Genomic DNA, 17,846 nt, shown 5'->3' with positions numbered 1-17,846 from the left:
CGCATTCTCCCTTGCTGGGCTGCCCCCACCGGCAGACCCGAACCGAAAGTGATCCCACCTCCATGGACTTCGCTGTCTTTTTCGCCGAGTACGGCCTCATCATCCTCCTCGGCCTGCTGCTGGTCTTCATGTTCTGGAGCTCGCGTCGCCGCATGCAGAAGCAGAAGGCGGAGCAGGAGGCCAAGGCCCAGCAGACCGTCCCCGGTGCCGAGGTGCTGCTGCAGGGCGGCCTGTACGGCACGATCGTCGCGTACGACCCCGAGAACCTCGACCAGCCCGCGATCGTCGAGATCGCCCCCGGCGTCGACATCAAGGTCCACAGCCAGGCCATCCTGCGGGTCATCGATCCTGCCGACGGCGTCGTCACCGAAGACGAGTTCGCCGTAGCCGAGGCTGACGAGGCCGAGTACATCGCCGATGTCGCCGACGGCGAGATCACTTCGATCGACGACGACCGCAAGCGCGCTTCGGGTGAGTCGACCGACACCGACCCGGGCACCAAGCCCCAGGCCTGATCCGCCTCGCCGCCTCGGCGGCGTCCGAGAAAGCTGACCACTCGTGGCCACTCCCACTCCCGTCCGGCATGCCTGGCGCGCACTGACCGGACTCCTGGTCATCACCGCCATCATGTTCGGCATCAACGCGCTCGGCGTGCACGTGTTCGGCAAGAGCTCCTGGCTCCCCGAACTCGCCCTCGACCTGCAGGGCGGCACCCAGATCGTCCTGGAGGCGCAGACCGAGGACGGCGCCAATCCCACTGCCGAGCAGATGGACCAGGCGGTGACGATCATCCGTCAGCGCGTGGATGCCTCCGGCGTCGGCGAGGCGGATGTGACCACCGAGGGTGGCCGCAACATCGTGGTGCAGATCCCCGGTGAGGCCGACGAGGCGACACGGGAGCGCATCGAGCGCTCCGCTCAGCTGCAGTTGCGCGCCGTGCTGTACACCGGCGCGCCGGCGAACACGTTCGTCGGCGAAGACGGCGCCGAGACGCCCTATCCCACTCCGGACCCGGCACTGCCGTCCGAACCCACCACCGAGCCCACAAACGGTAGCGACATGGCGTGGGTGACCCCGGCCCTGGAGGCCGCGTTCCTCGCCTACGACTGCGCGGATCCGGCGAACGACCCCGCGTCGGCGCCGGCGAACGAGCCGCTGATCACCTGTGACCCGTCGGGCACGGTCAAGTACCTCCTGGGCCCGGTAGAGCTGGACGGTTCGGCGATCTCCGACGCGAGTCACGGCATCGTGCAGCAGAACGGCCAGTGGGCCGTGAACCTCGTCTTCGACAACGAGGGCACCGACACGTTCGGCAAGATCAGCCAGCGGCTGTACAACCAGACCGCACCGCTGAACCAGTTCGCGTTCGTGCTGGACGGCGACGTGCTGTCTGCTCCGTCGATGAACGCCGTGATCCTCGACGGCAAGCCGCAGATCACCGGCAGCTTCACGCAGGAGTCGGCCCAGACCCTCGCCGACCAGCTCAAGTACGGCGCCCTGCCGCTGAGCTTCGAGGTGCAAAGCTCCAGCACGATCTCGGCCACGCTCGGCTCGCAGCAACTGCAGATCGGTCTGATCGCCGGCCTGATCGGTCTGGCGCTCGTGGCGCTGTACTCGGTCGTGGTCTACCGCGCGCTCGGGTTCATCATCATCGCTTCCCTGCTGGTCATGGGCGTGCTCACCTACCTCGCCCTGTGCATCCTGGCGTGGCGGATGGGCTTCCGCCTGTCGCTGGCCGGCGTCGCGGGTGTGATCGTCTCGATCGGCTTCACCGCCGACTCGTTCATCGTGTACTTCGAACGAATCCGTGACGAGTTGCGCGACGGCAAGAGCATCACCGGCGCGGTGGAAGACGGCTGGGGCCGCGCGAAGCGCACGATCTACATCTCCAAGTCGATCAACATCCTCGCCGCCGTCGTGCTGTACGTGCTTGCCGATGCCACGGTCAAGGGCTTCGCCTTCACGCTGGGGCTGACCACCGTCATCGACATCGTCATCTTCATCCTGTTCACCCACCCGGTGCTGCAACTGCTCGCCCGCACCCGGTTCTTCGGGTCCGGCCATCCGCTTTCCGGGCTCGATCCCGAAGCGCTCGGCGCGGTCTACCGGGGGCGCGCGCAGTTCCGCAATCCCACGATCGCGGCCAAGGGCGCGGCCGGGAAGCGCGCGAGCCGCGCCAAGGGCGAGGCGGAGCGGCGGCAGACGATCGCCGAGCGCAAGCAAGCCGAGTTGGCTGCCAGCAAGCGCGGAAGCGATTCGATCCGCACGAAGGAGGGCGACCACTGATGCGCACCATGAGCAGCGTCGGCAACGACCTCTACACCGGCAAGACCTCGTTCCCGTTCGTCGGCAAGCGTCGCGTGTGGTTCATCCTCGCGGCCATCCTGGTGATCGGTTCGGCCCTCGTGCCGCTGCTGCGCCCCATCCAGTTCTCGATCGAGTTCACCGGCGGCTCGCAGTTCACCGTCTCCAACGTCGCCGAGACCGACCAGGCGCTGGCAACCGAAGCAGTGCAGTCGGTCGTCCCCGACGCCACGACGAAGGTCACGACCATCGGCGGCGAAGCGATCCGCGTGCAGACCGACCAGATGACGGATGCCGAGACGTTCGATGTCTCCGCCGCCCTCGCGCAGGCCTACGGCGTCGATGCGGCCGAGGTGACTTCCTCGTTCATCGGTCCCAGCTGGGGCGCCGATGTCACCCGCCAGTCGCTGTGGGGCCTGGCGATCTTCCTCGCGCTGACCTTCCTGATCCTCGCGCTGTACTTCCGCACCTGGAAGATGTCGGCCGCGGCCATCATCGGCCTGGTCGACGTGCTGATCATCACGGTGGGCGTCTACGCCCTCTGCGGGTTCGAGATCTCCCCGGCGGCGGTGATCGGGTTCCTCACGATCCTCTCCTACGCGCTGTACGACACGACGGTGGTGTTCGACAAGATCAGGGAGAACACGCTGGAGGACGGCGAGATGTCCGGGCGCCTCTTCGGCGAATCGGTCAACCTCGCGGTGAACCAGACCCTGGTGCGCTCGATCAACACCACGATCGTGGCGATCCTCCCCACCGGCGCGATCCTGTTCATCGGTGCGCTGTGGCTCGGTGCGCAGACCCTCACCGACATCTCGCTGTCGATCTTCGTCGGCACGATCGTCGCGGCATACTCCACCCTGTTCGTCGCTGCTCCGCTTTACTCGCTGCTGCGCGAGAGCGAGCCGGCGATCAAGGAACGCGATGCCCGGACGCGCGCAGCGCGTGCCCTCGCTCTCGGCGAAGAGTGACGTTCAGGCGTTCGCCAACCGGCCGGACGTAGAATAAGCGGGTTGACAGTTAACCGGAGGTGAGCACATGACAGAGACGGTGCCTGCCGCCCAAACGTCGTCACTGCGCCGCCTCGTACCCCGCATCTTCTCGCGCGCGGCGCGTCGCGATGACGTCAACCAACTGCTGCGCACGGTGCGGACGCATCACCCCAAGGGTGATCTGGCGATCATCGAACGCGCCTACGCGACCGCCGATCAGGCCCACGAGGGTCAGAAGCGGCAGAGTGGCGAGCCGTACATCACCCACCCCCTCGCCGTCGCGCAGATCCTCGCCGACCTGGGTCTAGGACCTCGCGCGATCGCCGCCGCCCTGCTGCACGACACCGTCGAGGACACCGACTACCCGCTTGACCAGCTCACCGCCGACTTCGGCGACGAAGTCGCGATGCTCGTGGACGGCGTCACCAAGCTCGACAAGGTCAAGTACGGCGATGCGGCACAGGCCGAGACCGTGCGCAAGATGATCGTCGCGATGTCGCGCGACATCCGCGTGCTGCTGATCAAGCTGGCCGACCGCCTGCACAACGCGCGCACGTGGGGGTTCGTCCCGCCCGAGAAGGCGCAGAAGAAGGCGACCGAGACTCTCGAGATCTACGCTCCGCTGGCACATCGGCTCGGCATCCAGGCTGTGAAGTCAGAGCTGGAAGACCTCTCGTTCGCGGTGCTGCACCCGAAGCTCTACGCCGAGATCGACAGTCTCGTCAAACAGCGCACCCCGCAGCGCGAGCAGTACGTGCAGTCCGTGATCGAAGCCGTCGAGTCGGATCTGCGGGAACTGCGCATCCGCGGCCGCATCATGGGCCGCCCCAAGCAGCTGTACTCCGTGTACCAGAAGATGGTCGTCCGAGGTCGCGAGTTCGACGACATCTACGACCTCATCGGCATCCGCGTTCTGGTGAACACCGTGCGCGACTGCTATGCCGTGCTCGGCGCCCTGCATGCCCGCTGGACGCCGCTGCCCGGCCGGTTCAAGGACTACATCGCCACGCCCAAGTTCAATCTCTATCAGTCGCTGCACACGACCGTCATCGGTCCTGGCGGACGCACGGTGGAGATCCAGATCCGCACCAACGAGATGCACCAGCAGGCCGAGTACGGCGTTGCGGCGCATTGGAAGTACAAGGAGCGGATGGCCGGCGGGAAGATCGACCCCAAGTCGGTCGAATCCGACATGGCGTGGCTCGCCCACATCTCCGACTGGCAGGCCGAGACGGCCGACCCGGGGGAGTTCCTGGACTCGCTGCGCTTCGAGATCGGCGCGAAAGAGGTCTACGTCTTCACGCCCAAGGGTCGTGTGATCGGACTGACCGCCGGGGCCACCCCGGTCGACTTCGCGTACGCCGTGCACACGGAAGTGGGCCACCGCACCATGGGTGCGAAGGTCAACGGCCGCCTGGTGCCGCTGGAGTCCGAGCTCAAGAGCGGCGACGTGGTCGAGGTGTTCACCTCGAAGAACCCCGATGCCGGCCCCAGCCAAGACTGGCTGAGCTTCGTCAAGAGCACGCGTGCGCGCAGCAAGATCCGCGGCTGGTTCACCAAGGAGCGCCGCGAAGAGGCGATCGAGCAGGGCAAGGAGGCCATCGCACGGGCGATGCGCCGCCAGAACCTGCCGCTGCAGCGTCTGATGAGTCAGGACTCGTTCGCCGATGTCGCGCACCAGCTGCGCTACGAGGACGTGTCGGCACTGTACGCCGCTGTCGGCGAGGGGCATGTCTCCACCCAGTCGGTGATCGAGAAGGTCACCTCGCTGGTCAGCCACGACACCACGACCGGTCCCATCGACCTACCGCACGTCGGTCGGTCCCGCCAGCCGCGCAGCAGTGACTCCGGCATCCTCGTACGCGGCGCACCGGACATCCTCGTCAAGCTGGCGAAGTGCTGCACTCCGGTGCCCGGCGATCAGGTCATCGGCTTCGTCACGCGCGGCAGCGGGGTCTCGGTGCACCGGGCGGACTGCACGAACGTGCAGGCGCTCATGGCCGATCGCGAGCGACTCATCGATGTCGAGTGGGCCCCCACGACCAAGAGCCTGTTCCTGGTGCACATCCAGGTGGAGGCCCTCGATCGCTCCGGCCTGCTCAGCGACGTGACCCGTGTGCTCAGCGAGCATCACGTCAACATCCTCTCGGCGAGCGTCTCGACGACCAACGACCGGCTGGCGATCAGCCGCTTCGTGTTCGAGATGGGCGACACCGTGCATCTGGACCGCGTACTGAACGCGGTTCGCCGCATCGACGCCGTCTACGACGTCTACCGCGTCACCTCGTCCTGACCATCGGGCACCCGACGTTCGCGTCCTCCCGACGCTCGCGCAGGAACTGAGCTGCCGGTCGTTTGTCGTGCACCGGTCCGCTCAGGGCCAGCCACGCCAGCGCGGCGTCGATGAGGGCGGGTCGATGGGCGATCATGCGCAGCGCTCCGGCACGGTCGGCGTCGTCGCGGGAGCGGACGAGGTCCGCCAGCGTGCGCGCGGGAGTGGTGACGGCGACGCCGCAGATGACCGTGACGTCCTCGGGCGGCAGCCGCAGGTCACGGTAACGCACCCGCAGATCGATCACCTGCGACAGGCGACGCACCGTGATGCGCTGCACGGCGTGGCGGGTCGGCGGGTCGTCCAGTGCACCGTGCACCCAGGCCGCGCTGAGGTGGGTCGCGGCGAGAGCGTCGCCCACCAGCGGGGCGAGCGAACCGGCACGCAGTTCGTAGGTCTCGACAGCATCGGCGGGCATGTAGCCCTCGCCGACTTCCACGACGTCGCCGTCCAGGCGCGCCGCCGCCAGTTCGGCAGCCGACAGCGGCCCACCGGGGAAGTAGAGGAACGGCGACGCCATGTCGCCATCGTCGCGCATCGGGCCGCTGCCCGGACGCGCAACGGCCCCGACTGTGGACAGTCGGGGCCGTGTGAGCGCTGTGCGGGAAGCGTCAGCCGCCGAGTGCCGACAACCACGCCTTGCGGGCGGCCAGCGCCTCGGTGGCGGCGGCCTCGGCACGGGCGTCGCCGGCCTTGCGGGCAGCCTCGACCTCGGCCTCGAGCTTCTCGATGGCGTCGTTGAGCTGACGCGTCATGTCGTTGGCACGCGCCTTCGTCTCGGGGTTGTTGCGCTTCCAGTCGGTCTGCTCGCGGGTCTGCAACGCCTGCTCGATCTTGCGGAGGTCGTCGTCGAGGGCCCGTTCCGCTTCGCGCGGGAAGATGCGCCCGATGTCGTCCCAGCGGCGCTGGATGGCGGTGAGCAACTGGCGGGCCTTGGCGATGTTCTTCTCGTCGGACACCGCTGCAGCCTCGACCAGCAGGGCGCGACGGGCGTCGATCTTCTCCCGCGATGCCTCGACATCCGCGTGCTCACGCTCGGCGCGGGCGCCGTACAGCGCGTCACCGGCGGCCTTGAACCGTGCCCACAGCGCGTCGTCGACCTTCTTGCCGGCACGACCGGAGTTCTTCCACTCGTCGAGCAGGTCGCGGTAGGCGGCGATGCCGTCTTCACCACGCGGGGCGAGCGCTTCGGCGCGCTCCACCAGCCGGGTCTTCCGGTCGCGGGCGACCTTGTGCGTCTCATCGAGCTCGGCGTAGAACTCGCGGCGGTGCTTGTCGACGATCGCACGTGCGTCGCGGAATCGCTTCCACAGGGCCTGCGCCTGCGACTTGGGAAGCCGCGGACCGGTCTGCTGGTGCGCCTGCCACTTGTCGAACAGCTCCGACATCTCGCTTGTGGCCTGCTTCCACTGCACCGACCGGGGGTCGCGGGCAGCGAGGGCCTCGGCCTGCTCCACGAGATGGGTGCGGTGGACCACCGCCTGATCGACGGCTTCGCGGGCTGCGGCGACTTCGGACTCGGATGCCTCGGCCAGCTCGGCATCCAACGCGTCCACGCGGGCGTTCAGCGCGGCGAGGTCGCCGACGGCCATGGCATCGGTCAGCTTGCCGCGCACCAGCGCCACGGCCGAGCGCAGGTCAGCAGCGGATGCGCCGCCGCGGCGGTGACGCACCTCCAGCAGCGTGACTTCGCTGGCCAGGTCGGTGAACTTGCGCTCGAAGTAGGCCAGGGCCTCTTCGTGCGTGCCGTCAGGGTACTGGCCGACGACGCGCCAGGATTCGCCCTCGCGCACCGACACGGTGCCGTCATCGTCGACGCGGCCCCACGCGGCGGCCGGAGCCGACGGGGTGGTGACGGGCTTGACGGCCGTCTGGGGTCCGCGGGGCATCGGACGCGGTCCCGGAGCAGGAGTCGGGGCGGGCGCTGCCGACTCGTCAGCCGCGGGCTCTTCGGCTGCGGGCTCTTCAGCCGCAGGCTCTTCAGCCGCAGGCTCTTCGGCTGCGGGCTCGTCGCCTGCGGGCTCTTCAGCCGCGGGCTCGTCGGCGGCGGGCTCTTCAGCCGCGGGCTCTTCAGCCGCGGGCTCTTCAGCCGCAGGCTCTTCAGCCGCAGGCTCTTCAGCCGCAGGCTCTTCAGCCGCGGGCTCTTCGGCGGGCGTTTCGGCGACCGCGGCTTCCACGGTCTGAGGAGGCTCGGTGGCTTCGGGCTCGGCCACAGCCGGCGCCTCGGGCGCGACGGCTTCACCCGTCTCGGGTGCGTCACTGGTGGGCGCGTCGGTGTCGGGGGTGTCGGTGGGCTCTGCTGCGGCGTTCACGGAATAGTCCTCGTCGCGGCTTACGCCGCCTTCGCTGGTGGTCGGCTCACAGCCTAGTACGGCAGGGGGCCCGGGTCAGGGGGTGGTTGTCGGCTCAGGGGTAGGCGTCGGCTCGGGCGTCGGCGGCATGGGGGTCTGTGTCGGGGTGGGGGTCGGCTCCGGCTCGGGTACGCCGGGGCCTGCGGTGTAGTACAGCACCTGTCCGCCGATGATGGCCAGCACGAGGGCGCCGCCCGCGACGCCGGCGATCACGTTGTCGCGAACACGGCGGCGAGCCTGCCCGCGGTGGTACTCCTGGCGTGCCTGATAGACCCGCGCTCGCTCCCGTGCGGCACGATCGACGTGCCCCTTCGCCGCAGCTGCCACGGAACCCTCCCTCTATCCCGGGTGCCCGGGCTGCGCCTGAGCCTACGCGGCCCTGAAAGCGTGCCGCAAAACGGCGCGCGGCGCCGGCGTCGGCGGGCGCGATTAGCCTGGAGGAGTGACAACCCCCACGGCGCTCTTCCAGGGCCAGACGCCGCTGCCCGTCCGCATGCGCCCTATCTCGCTCGACGAGGTCGCCGGGCAGCGCCATCTGCTGCGCCCCGGCTCGCCGCTGGTCGCGCTCGCATCGACGGAGACCCGCGGCGCTGCGGCATCCTCCGTCATCCTCTGGGGCCCTCCCGGCACCGGCAAGACGACGCTTGCGCAGGCGGTGGCCCGGTCCTCCGGCCGCCGCTTCGTGGAGCTGTCGGCCGTGACCGCCGGCGTCAAGGACGTGCGCGAGGTGATGCAGGAGGCGCTGACCCAACGCGACCTCTACGGCCAGTCCACGATCCTGTTCCTCGATGAGATCCACCGCTTCACCAAGGCGCAGCAGGACGCGCTGCTGCCCGGCGTGGAGAACGGCTGGGTCGTGCTCATCGCGGCGACCACCGAGAACCCGTCGTTCTCGGTGATCTCGCCGCTGCTGTCGCGGTCGCTGCTGCTGACCCTGCAGCCGCTTACCGACGAGGACCTCGGGCTGCTCGTGGACCGCGCCGTGACCGACGCGCGCGGGCTCGCCGGGGCCGTCACGCTGAACGACGACGCCCGCGCCGCGCTCATCCGGCTGGCCTCAGGCGACGCACGCCGCGCGCTGACGGCGCTGGAGGCTGCGGCATCCATGGCTGAGCCCGACGGTGACGGCCCTGCCGAGATCACTTCCGAGCACGTCGCGCAGGCGGTCGACCGGGCGCTGCTGCGGTACGACCGACAGGGCGACGAGCACTACGACGTCATCAGCGCGTTCATCAAATCGATCCGCGGCTCCGATGTGGATGCCTCGCTGCACTACCTCGCCCGCATGATCGAGGCGGGGGAGGACCCCCGGTTCATCGCGCGGCGGCTGGTGATCTCCGCCGCCGAGGACATCGGCCTGGCCGACCCGCAGGCGCTGCGCATAGCGGTCGCCGCCGCCGACGCCGTCGCCTTCATCGGGATGCCGGAAGGCCGCATCCCGCTCGCCGAGGCGACCGCGTACCTTGCGACCACGGCGAAGTCCAACGCGGCATACCTCGCGATCGACAAGGCCATCGCGGACGTCCGCGCCGGCGGGTTCGGCCGGGTGCCGCTGCACCTGCGCGACGCCCACTACCCCGGCGCCAAGCGCCTCGGCCACGGCAAGGGGTACGTGTACCCGCACGACACCGAGGTGGGGGTGGCCCGCCAGCAGTACCTGCCCGATGAGCTGCGAGGGCGGCGCTACTACGAGCCGACCGCCCGCGGCCAGGAACGCGACATCGCCGCGCGCGTGGAGAAGATCCGCAAGATCCTCGGCGAGTAGCCGCTGGCCCGCGCGCCGTGGCATCCGCCCGCCGCTCGCGCTCAGGTGGCAGTTCGTGCCGCTTGCGCGCACGACAAGCGACCACAACTGCCACCTGAACCGGGTCCTGCATTGTTCAGGTGGCAGTTCGTGCCGCTGCCGCGCGCCCGCAGCGACAACAGCTGCCACTCGAAGCGCGGGCACTAACCGCGCCAGCCGTGGCGACGCAGGACGCCGGCCACGATGTCGACGGCGCGAGGATGCCGCCCGCGGATGTGCAGGGACGTGAGCCTGACCACCTCCCACCCCTCGGCGACGTAGGCCGCGTACTTCTCGATGTCGCGGTTCCACTGCCGGCGATTGGTGCGGTGGTGGTCGCCCTCGACCTCCACGACGGTACAGAACTGCGGATACGCGAACTCGCTGATGCCGAGCAGGCGCCCACGCCGGTCGCGGATCTCGACGTCCAACTCAGGCTCGGGAAGCCCCGCCGCGGCGGCATCGAGGCGGAAGTCGGTCTCCAGCGGTGAGCTGCTGCCCACCCGGATGAGCGTCAGCGCCTCCCGCAGGCTGGCCGCGCCGCGTCGCCGGCCTGCGGCCGCCGCGGCGGTCAGTTGCGCCAGGCTGCCGAGGCGCTCCTGCGGCAGGGGAGCGCCGCCCGCGTCGCGGGGGACCCGCACGATCGCGTCGCCCAGACGCACGAGCTCGCGCACACCCAGTTCGGCACCGAGCATGGCCCAGGTCGATGCGGGACTGGTGACCCGCAGCCCGGCGTGCTCGCGCACCGCGACCAACGCGGCATCCACCTTCGTGCCGCGGATGCCGCGCCGCCGCGGCGCCCGGTGCGGGGCGACGACGGCGACGTCGAGGTCCTCGCCGGGCTCCAGCGGGAGCCCGTGGATCACCGCCGCGGTGCGGGCCGCGAAGAACGCGTGCGGCGCCATGACCGGCACGTAGGCGCGAGCGCACCGCAGCACCTGCTCACGAAACACGACGTCCAGCGTCGCTGGTTCGACCTCGGATGCCGCCGCCTCGCGGTCGGGCGCCGGCGGCATCCGTTCCCGGCTGCCGCGAAAGGGCGCCTGCAGATCCCTCGCCCGCAGGCGGCGCGCGGTGACTCCCGCTGCGACGGCGTCGGCGCGCGCGAACACGTCCCCGAGGCCGGGTGGGAGCGGTGCGGGGAGTGGCATCCGCCCACTCTCGTCGGCCGGGCGACCCACCCGTCACCCGAGCACCCCGCATCGTGGAGAACCTGTCACATCCTGCCCCTGTGCAGAGCACGCCCGCACTCAGATCGCTCCGCGGGCTGATCTGTTAGGCTTGACCGGCTCGAAACCCAGTTTTCGGGCATCCCCTCTTCTCTTGAACACCTACCGGCGTGCCCCGGCGTGCAGTCCGGATAGGGCGAGGAGAGGCGATACGTCCGTGAGCCGCGAAAGACGCGGCCACGTCATCGGAAGGATCACTTCGTGGCTACGAAGTCCCAGGACCGCCGTAAGGTGCGTCTGTCACGCGCCCTCGGCATCGCTCTGACCCCGAAGGCCGCCCGCTACCTCGAGAAGCGTCCCTACGCTCCCGGTGAGCACGGCCGCACCAAGCGCAAGCAGGACAGCGACTACGCCGTCCGTCTCCGCGAGAAGCAGCGTCTGCGCGAGCAGTACGGCATCCGCGAGAAGCAGATGCGCAACACGTTCAACGAGGCCCGTCGCAAGGACGGCCTGACGGGTGAGAACCTCGTCGAGCTGCTCGAAATGCGACTGGATGCCCTCGTCGTGCGTGCCGGCTTCGCCCGCACCACCGCACAGGCCCGCCAGCTCGTCGTGCACCGCCACATCCTGGTCGACGGCCAGACCGTGGACCGCCCGTCGTTCCGCGTGAAGCCGGGTCAGCTCATCCACGTCCGTGCCAAGAGCGAGAGCATCGAGCCTTTCCAGGTCGCTGCCGCCGGCGGCCACGCCGAGGTTCTGCCCCCCGTTCCGGGCTACCTCGAGGTTGAACTCGACAAGCTGCAGGCGCGCCTCGTGCGTCGCCCGAAGCGCGCTGAGGTGCCCGTCACGTGTGACGTGCAGCTCGTCGTCGAGTACTACGCCGCGCGCTGACCCCCGGTCAGACCGCGAAGGTTACGAGTGGAGGGCGTCGGGGCAACCCGGCGCCCTTCGCCGTTTGCACCTAACATTGAACCGCGCCACCGAACGCGGCGCGTAAAACGAGGATGTGGTGACGTGAAGAAACTGGTGTGGTTCGTCCTGGGAATCGCCGGTGGCTTCGTCCTGGCGCACCTGATCGACAAGGACCCGCGCGGGCACGAGGTGATGGCCGACCTCGACGCCCGCGTCTCGGAGTTCACCGACCGCATCGGCGACGCCTACCGCGAGCAGGAGGCGCGCCTGACAGAGGTCGTCGACGCCGCCACGTCCGCCGCCGTCTCCGCCGTCTCTGCCGCAACGCCTGCTGCCGCCACGCCGGCCGCTGACTGACTTCCCCCACCCGTCCGACCTCCGTTGCGGGGCTGGACCCTGCCTTCGAGGACACCCGAATGAAGACCGCTGAGATCGCCCAGCGTTACCTCGACTACTTCGAGAAGAACGGCCACGTCATCGTGCCGTCCGCCTCGCTCGTGACCGACGACCCCGCCCTGCTGTTCACCGTGGCGGGAATGGTGCCGTTCATCCCGTACCTCAGCGGTGACGTCCCCGCTCCGTACACGCGCGTCGCCGACGTGCAGAAGTGCCTGCGCACGAACGACATCGAAGAGGTCGGCAAGACTCCTCGTCACGGCACGTTCTTCCAGATGCTCGGCAACTGGTCGTTCGGCGACTACTTCAAGGAAGGCGCGATCCGCTACGCCTGGGAGCTGCTGACGACGTCTGAGGCCGACGGCGGCCTGGGTTTCGACGCGAAGGACCTCTGGGTCACCGTCTACGAAGAAGACGACGAGGCGTTCGCCCTGTGGCAGCAGATCGCCGGCCTGCCCGCGGATCGCATCCAGCGGCTGGGCAAGGACACGAACTACTGGAGCACGGGCCTGCCCGGTCCGGCCGGACCCTGCTCGGAGATCTTCTTCGACCGGGGCCCCGCCTACGGGATCGACGGCGGCCCCGCCACCGATGACGACCGGTACGTGGAGATCTGGAACCTCGTGTTCATGCAGTACGAGATCACCAACGTCCGCTCGAAGTACGACTTCGATATCGTCGGCGACCTGCCCAACAAGAACATCGACACCGGCATGGGCCTGGAGCGCATCGCGTTCATCAAGCAGGGCGTCGACAACATGTACGAGACCGACCAGGTCCGTCCGGTGCTCGACAAGGCGGTCGCCCTGTCGGGCCGCACGTACGGCGCGAACCACGAGGACGATGTGCGCTTCCGCGTCATCGCCGACCACGTCCGCTCGTCGCTCATGCTGCTCGCCGACGGGGTCACCCCCGCCAACGACGGCCGTGGCTACATCCTGCGCCGGCTCATGCGCCGCGCCATCCGCTCGATGCGCCTGCTGGGCGTCGAAGGTCCCACCTTCGCCGACCTGTTCGCCGCCTCCCGCGACGCGATGAAGGACGCCTACCCCGAGGTCCAGACCGACTGGGCTCGCATCTCGCAGTACGCCCTCGCCGAAGAGGCGACGTTCCTGCGGACGCTGGCAGCGGGGGAGAGCATTCTCGACGACTCGCTCGCGCAGACCCGCGCGGCCGGCGGCACGACGATGGCCGGTGCCGAGGCGTTCCTGCTGCATGACACCTACGGCTTCCCGATCGACCTCACCCTCGAGGTCGCCGAAGAGGCGGGGCTGACCGTCGACCGTGCCGCGTTCGACTCCCTCATGAAGGAGCAGCGCGACCGTGCCAAGGCAGACGCGCGGTCCCGCAAGCGCCTCCTGGCGGACACCAGCATCTACCGCAGCTTCCGTGCGCACGGCGAGACGGTCTTCACCGGCTACACGGACCTCGAGACGGAGTCGAGCGTGCTCGGCATCCTCGTCGACGGCACCTCGGTCGACCGCGCCACCACCGGTCAGATCGCGGAGGTCATCCTGGCCGAGACGGCCCTGTACGCCGAGTCCGGCGGTCAGGTCGCCGACAAGGGCGTCATCGTCGGGCCGGGCTACGAACTCGACGTGATCGACGTGCAGCGCCCCGTGGCGGGCCTCATCAGCCACACCGTCGAGGTGACCACAGGCGAGGTCGGTGTCGGACAACCGGCGACGACGATCGTGGATGCCGCCAACCGGCGGGCCGCGCGTCAGGCCCACTCCGCGACGCACCTCGTGCACGCCGCACTGCGCGACACCCTCGGCACCTCCGCCACCCAGGCGGGTTCACTCAACCGTGCCGGGTACCTCCGCTTCGACTTCACGTGGGGTCAGTCGCTGTCTCCCGAAACGCGCAGCGAGATCGAAGAGATCGCCAACAACGCGGTGCGCGACAACCTCGAGGTCACCACGCGCGTGCTGCCGCTGGGCGAGGCCAAGTCACTGGGCGCCCAGGCGCTGTTCGGTGAGAAGTACGGCGACGTGGTGCGCATGGTCGACATCGGGGGGCCGTGGTCACGCGAGCTCTGCGGTGGCACGCACGTTTCCTCCAGCGCGGAGATCGGGCTGGTGAACCTCGTCGGCGAGTCGTCGGTGGGTGCCTCCAACCGCCGCGTGGAAGCGCTGGTGGGCTTGGACGCGTTCCGCGAACTGGCCGCCGAGCGCGCCATCGTGTCGCAGCTGACGACCACGCTGAAGACCCCGCGTGATCAGCTGCCGACCCGCATCGCCGAACTCGCCGCAAATCTCAAGGCCGCGGAGAAGAAGATCGCGCAGTTCGAGGCACGCGCCCTGGGCGAGCGGCTGCCGCAGCTGGTGGCATCCGCGCAGCGCATCGGCCGGTTCCAGGTCGTCGCGCAGTCTCTGGGCACCGCCGGATCCGCCGACGACGTCCGCTCGCTCGCGCTGCAGGTGCGCGACCGCCTGGGCTCCGACGCTGCCACCGTGGTCGCGCTGGGCGCCGACGTCGGCGGCCGCGCCGTCGTGATCGTGGCGACCAACGACACCGCGCGCGCCGCCGGTGCCAAAGCAGGCACCCTTGCCAAGGCGGCGGCGGCAGCACTGGGCGGCGGCGGCGGCGGCCGCGATGACGTCGCGCAGGGCGGCGGAACGGATGCCGCGGCGCTGCCGACCGCACTGACGGCGATATCCAGCGCGCTGGAGTCGCAGGCGGCGTGAGCGGCTTTCGGCGGGGAGTGCGGATCGGCGTCGACGTGGGCAAGGCCCGCGTGGGCGTTGCACGCAGCGACCCCGACGGCATGCTGGCGGTCCCGGTGGAGACGGTGCCGCGCGATGAGCGAGCGGTGACGCGCGTGCGGGAGATCGCCGCCGAGTACGGCGCGGTCGAACTGCTCGTCGGGTTGCCGCTGAATCTCAGCGGCAACGACACCCCCTCCACGGCGGATGCGCGGGCGTTCGCGGCGGAGCTTGCGGCGGCGGATGCCACGGCGGTGCGGCTCGTCGATGAGCGGCTCAGCACCGTTTCGGCCCATGCGGCTTTGCGACAAAGCGGGCGTTCCCAGCGAGATTCTCGTAGCATTGTCGATCAGGTCGCCGCGGTCGTGTTGCTGCAGCATGCACTCGACGTCGAGAAGAGCACGGGGCGACCGCCCGGAACCCCGATACCGCCGGCCCAGGAGCCCGCCTGATGCCCTCACCTTCCACACCGTTCGACGATCCGTTTGCCGACCTGTTCGGCAAGCTGCCCGACCCCCGGCACCGTATCGGCGCCGCCCGGGCGACGGAATCGCCGGCGGCGGGAGGCCCCACGGCCGGCCCCGCGGCGGATGACCGGGTGGCCGAGCCGCCCGTGGCAGACGGCGCCAGCGGGAGCGCTCCCGCGAGGGGATCGGACGCCACCACCGGCGCGAACACGACGCTCGGCAGCGCCATCTCGCGCCGCGCGGCCCGCGCCGCCACGCGCGACACCACGGCCGCCGCACCGGTGCCCGCGGAGTCACCCGAGTCGACGCCGGCACCCGTGCCCGCCGCGGCATCCGTGCCGGCAACGGACGCACCTTCCGCTTCGGCTGCCGTCACGGCCAGCGGCGATCCCGCGCCGCTGCGCGCTGCGCCGCGCCCCGCCGCGACCGCCACGCTCGACGCACTGTTCACCGGCGAGGTGTCCACCAACGAGGTGGGCGCCCCACCACCGCCACCGAACAAGCGCCGCCGCCGCATCGGCGGCTGGGTCGCCCTGGGCATCGTCCTGCTGCTGCTGGGCGGTATCGCCGCCGGCGGGCTGTGGGTGTGGAACACCTACGAAGAACCCATCCGCGAGCTCATGGGGTGGGAGGAGCCGAAGGACTACCTCGCCGGTGAGGCCACCGGCGAGGCCACCGTCGCGATCATCTCCGGCGACACCGGAGAGCCGATCTCCCAGAAGCTCTTCGAAGCGGGCGTCACCAAGACCCCCGACGCGTTCTACGACCATCTCATCGAGACGGGCCAGAACCCCGAGTTCCAGCCCGGCGTCTTCCAGCTGCAGCAGCGGATGACCTCCGCCGCCGCCCTCGAGGCGCTGCTGGATCCGGCCAACAAGCTCTCCGACACCGCACAACTGCGCGAAGGGCTCACCGTCGAGGACTCGCTGCAGGCGCTGGCCGACGGGCTGCAACTTCCCATCGAAGATTTCCAGGCCGCCGTGGCCAACCCCGCCGACTACGGCGTACCCGGCGACAGCCTCGAGGGCTGGCTGTTCCCGGCGACCTACACGTTCGACCCGGGAGTCACCGCGCCCGACGTCATCCGCACGCTCGTCGATCGCACGGTGCAATCGCTGGACAACGCGGGCGTGCCGGTGGAACGCCGGCACGAGATCCTCACGATCGCATCGATCATCGAACGGGAAGCGCGTTTCGAGGACGACTTCTACAAGGTGTCGCGCGTCATCCAGAACCGGCTCTCGCCCGACAACACCGAGACCTCGGGCCTGCTGCAGATGGACTCCACCGCGCAGTACGGCTTCAACGAGATGCACGACGGCACCGTCAGCTCCTCGCAAGAGGCGCTCGAGGATGACAACCCGTGGAACACGTACGTGCACCCCGGTCTGCCGGTCGGGCCCATCGCCAACCCGGGCGATCTGGCTATCGATGCGGCCATGCATCCTGCCGACGGCCCCTGGATGTACTTCGTCACGGTGAACCTCGATACCGGTGAGACGGTGTTCACGAACACCGGCGCCGAGCACGAAGCGGCTGTCAAGCAGTGGCAGCAGTGGTGTGCCGACCACCCCGACTCAGGCTGCTGAGGGTGACTGAACGCACCGCACTGGAGGTCTGGGGCGACCCGATCGCGCACAGCCGGTCGCCGCAACTGCACACCGCGGCGTACCGGGCGCTGGGCCTGGATTGGACCTTCGAGCGCCGGCGGGTACCCGAAGCGGCGTTCGTCGACACCCTCGCCGCCCGCGGCTCCGGCTTGCGCGGGCTGTCACTGACCATGCCCCTCAAGGGTGCCGCGTTCGCCGCGGCGAAATGGCGGGATGACTGCGCGGAAGTGACCGGCGCGGTGAACACGCTGCTACTGGACGCCGATGGACCGCGCGGGTTCAACACCGATGCCGGCGGCATCGTGCGTGCCCTGCGCGAAGCGGGCGTCGACTCGCTCGACGGGGCGCGCATCGTCGGCGCCGGCGCGACGGCCACCTCGGCGCTGGCCGCGCTGGCCGAACTCGGCGCCCGCCACGTCGAGATCGTCGCGCGGCGCCCCGCCGCCGTGGCCCCGCTGCAGGCGCTGGGACACCGGCTCGGGATCGTGGTGGTGCCGGTGCCGATGGATGCCGCCGCTCACGCGCCCATGCCCGTCACCGTCGCCACGATCCCCGGGGACGCGCGGGTGGCCGCGGCATCCGCCAACGCACTCGCGGCGGCAGGGGGTCTGCTGATGGACGTCGTCTACGGCCACTGGCCGACGGCATTGTCGGATGCCTGGACGCGGGCAGGGCACCCGACCCTGTCGGGCGAAGGGATGCTGCTGCACCAGGCCCTGCTGCAGGTCCGGGTGTTCACCGGCGGCGACACCGGAGCGGTGCTGCCCGGCGAACAGGCCGTGCTCGCCGAAATGCGCCGTGCGCTCGTGGGAGGATAGGCGA

The 17,846-nt window shown here is 69.7% G+C and carries 15 protein-coding genes; 11 read left to right on the top strand and 4 right to left on the bottom strand.

From position 1 onward, the window contains the following. Positions 1-62 precede the first annotated feature (62 nt). From NQ151_RS01320 to NQ151_RS01305, 4 genes are all read left to right on the top strand, one after another. Entirely contained in the window at positions 63-515 is a 453-nt protein-coding gene (locus NQ151_RS01320; RefSeq protein WP_257509811.1) for a preprotein translocase subunit YajC, read from the top strand. Positions 516-558: 43 nt separating this feature from the next. Beyond that, entirely contained in the window at positions 559-2,286 is a 1,728-nt protein-coding gene (gene secD, locus NQ151_RS01315; RefSeq protein ID WP_257509812.1) for a protein translocase subunit SecD, read from the top strand. After that, positions 2,286-3,275 (top strand): protein translocase subunit SecF, encoded by a 990-nt coding sequence (gene secF, locus NQ151_RS01310; protein ID WP_257509813.1) that lies wholly within the window; start codon positions 2,286-2,288, stop codon positions 3,273-3,275. Before secD ends, secF begins: the two co-directional genes overlap by 1 nt. 67 nt (positions 3,276-3,342) lie before the next feature. Then, positions 3,343-5,589, top strand: coding sequence for a RelA/SpoT family protein (locus tag NQ151_RS01305; RefSeq protein WP_257509814.1), 2,247 nt, complete (start codon positions 3,343-3,345; stop codon positions 5,587-5,589). Here NQ151_RS01305 and NQ151_RS01300 read toward each other — a convergent pair. The 3 genes from NQ151_RS01300 to NQ151_RS01290 form a co-directional block, all read right to left on the bottom strand. Then, positions 5,576-6,148, bottom strand: coding sequence for a type IV toxin-antitoxin system AbiEi family antitoxin (locus tag NQ151_RS01300; RefSeq protein ID WP_257526775.1), 573 nt, complete (start codon positions 6,146-6,148; stop codon positions 5,576-5,578). The genes NQ151_RS01305 and NQ151_RS01300 overlap by 14 nt on opposite strands. A 91-nt stretch (positions 6,149-6,239) precedes the next feature. Then, positions 6,240-7,940, bottom strand: coding sequence for a DUF349 domain-containing protein (locus NQ151_RS01295; protein WP_502883545.1), 1,701 nt, complete (start codon positions 7,938-7,940; stop codon positions 6,240-6,242). A gap of 75 nt (positions 7,941-8,015) precedes the next feature. Continuing rightward, positions 8,016-8,306 (bottom strand): dioxygenase, encoded by a 291-nt coding sequence (locus tag NQ151_RS01290; protein ID WP_257526774.1) that lies wholly within the window; start codon positions 8,304-8,306, stop codon positions 8,016-8,018. Positions 8,307-8,472: 166 nt separating this feature from the next. On the opposite strand from NQ151_RS01290, the gene NQ151_RS01285 reads away from it, so the two are divergent. After that, positions 8,473-9,744, top strand: coding sequence for an AAA family ATPase (locus NQ151_RS01285; protein WP_285891737.1), 1,272 nt, complete (start codon positions 8,473-8,475; stop codon positions 9,742-9,744). A gap of 182 nt (positions 9,745-9,926) precedes the next feature. Here NQ151_RS01285 and NQ151_RS01280 read toward each other — a convergent pair whose 3' ends face one another. Then, the gene (locus NQ151_RS01280) at positions 9,927-10,913 is read right to left on the bottom strand and encodes a putative endonuclease domain-containing protein (RefSeq protein WP_257526772.1); all 987 of its coding nucleotides are present in this window, start codon (positions 10,911-10,913) and stop codon (positions 9,927-9,929) included. Positions 10,914-11,192: 279 nt separating this feature from the next. On the opposite strand from NQ151_RS01280, the gene rpsD reads away from it, so the two are divergent. The 6 genes from rpsD to NQ151_RS01250 all read left to right on the top strand — a co-directional run bounded on the left by rpsD (position 11,193) and on the right by NQ151_RS01250 (position 17,842). Beyond that, positions 11,193-11,822 carry a 30S ribosomal protein S4 gene (gene rpsD / locus NQ151_RS01275; protein WP_257509820.1) on the top strand — a complete coding sequence of 210 codons (630 nt, stop codon included), beginning with the start codon at positions 11,193-11,195 and terminating at the stop codon, positions 11,820-11,822. A 123-nt stretch (positions 11,823-11,945) separates the two neighbouring features. Then, positions 11,946-12,200, top strand: a complete 255-nt coding sequence (locus NQ151_RS01270; protein WP_257509821.1) for an ATPase — start codon at positions 11,946-11,948, stop codon at positions 12,198-12,200. A gap of 59 nt (positions 12,201-12,259) precedes the next feature. Next, complete coding sequence (alaS, locus tag NQ151_RS01265; RefSeq protein WP_257526771.1) at positions 12,260-14,929, top strand: alanine--tRNA ligase; 2,670 nt, start codon at positions 12,260-12,262, stop codon at positions 14,927-14,929. Further along, positions 14,926-15,399, top strand: a complete 474-nt coding sequence (ruvX, locus tag NQ151_RS01260) for a Holliday junction resolvase RuvX (RefSeq protein ID WP_257526770.1) — start codon at positions 14,926-14,928, stop codon at positions 15,397-15,399. The genes alaS and ruvX overlap by 4 nt, the downstream gene beginning before the upstream one ends. After that, on the top strand, positions 15,399-17,003 hold the full coding sequence (mltG, locus tag NQ151_RS01255; protein WP_257526769.1) for an endolytic transglycosylase MltG: 1,605 nt from the start codon (positions 15,399-15,401) through the stop codon (positions 17,001-17,003). Before ruvX ends, mltG begins: the two co-directional genes overlap by 1 nt. A 2-nt stretch (positions 17,004-17,005) precedes the next feature. Next, on the top strand, positions 17,006-17,842 hold the full coding sequence (locus tag NQ151_RS01250; RefSeq protein WP_257526768.1) for a shikimate dehydrogenase: 837 nt from the start codon (positions 17,006-17,008) through the stop codon (positions 17,840-17,842). Positions 17,843-17,846: the final 4 nt, after the last annotated feature.

The organism is Microbacterium sp. zg-YB36 (genome assembly GCF_024623575.2).
Lineage (GTDB): Bacteria > Actinomycetota > Actinomycetes > Actinomycetales > Microbacteriaceae > Microbacterium.
The sequence above is the reverse complement of the archived record's forward strand: the minus strand, read 5'-3'. Positions and strand labels throughout refer to the sequence as shown.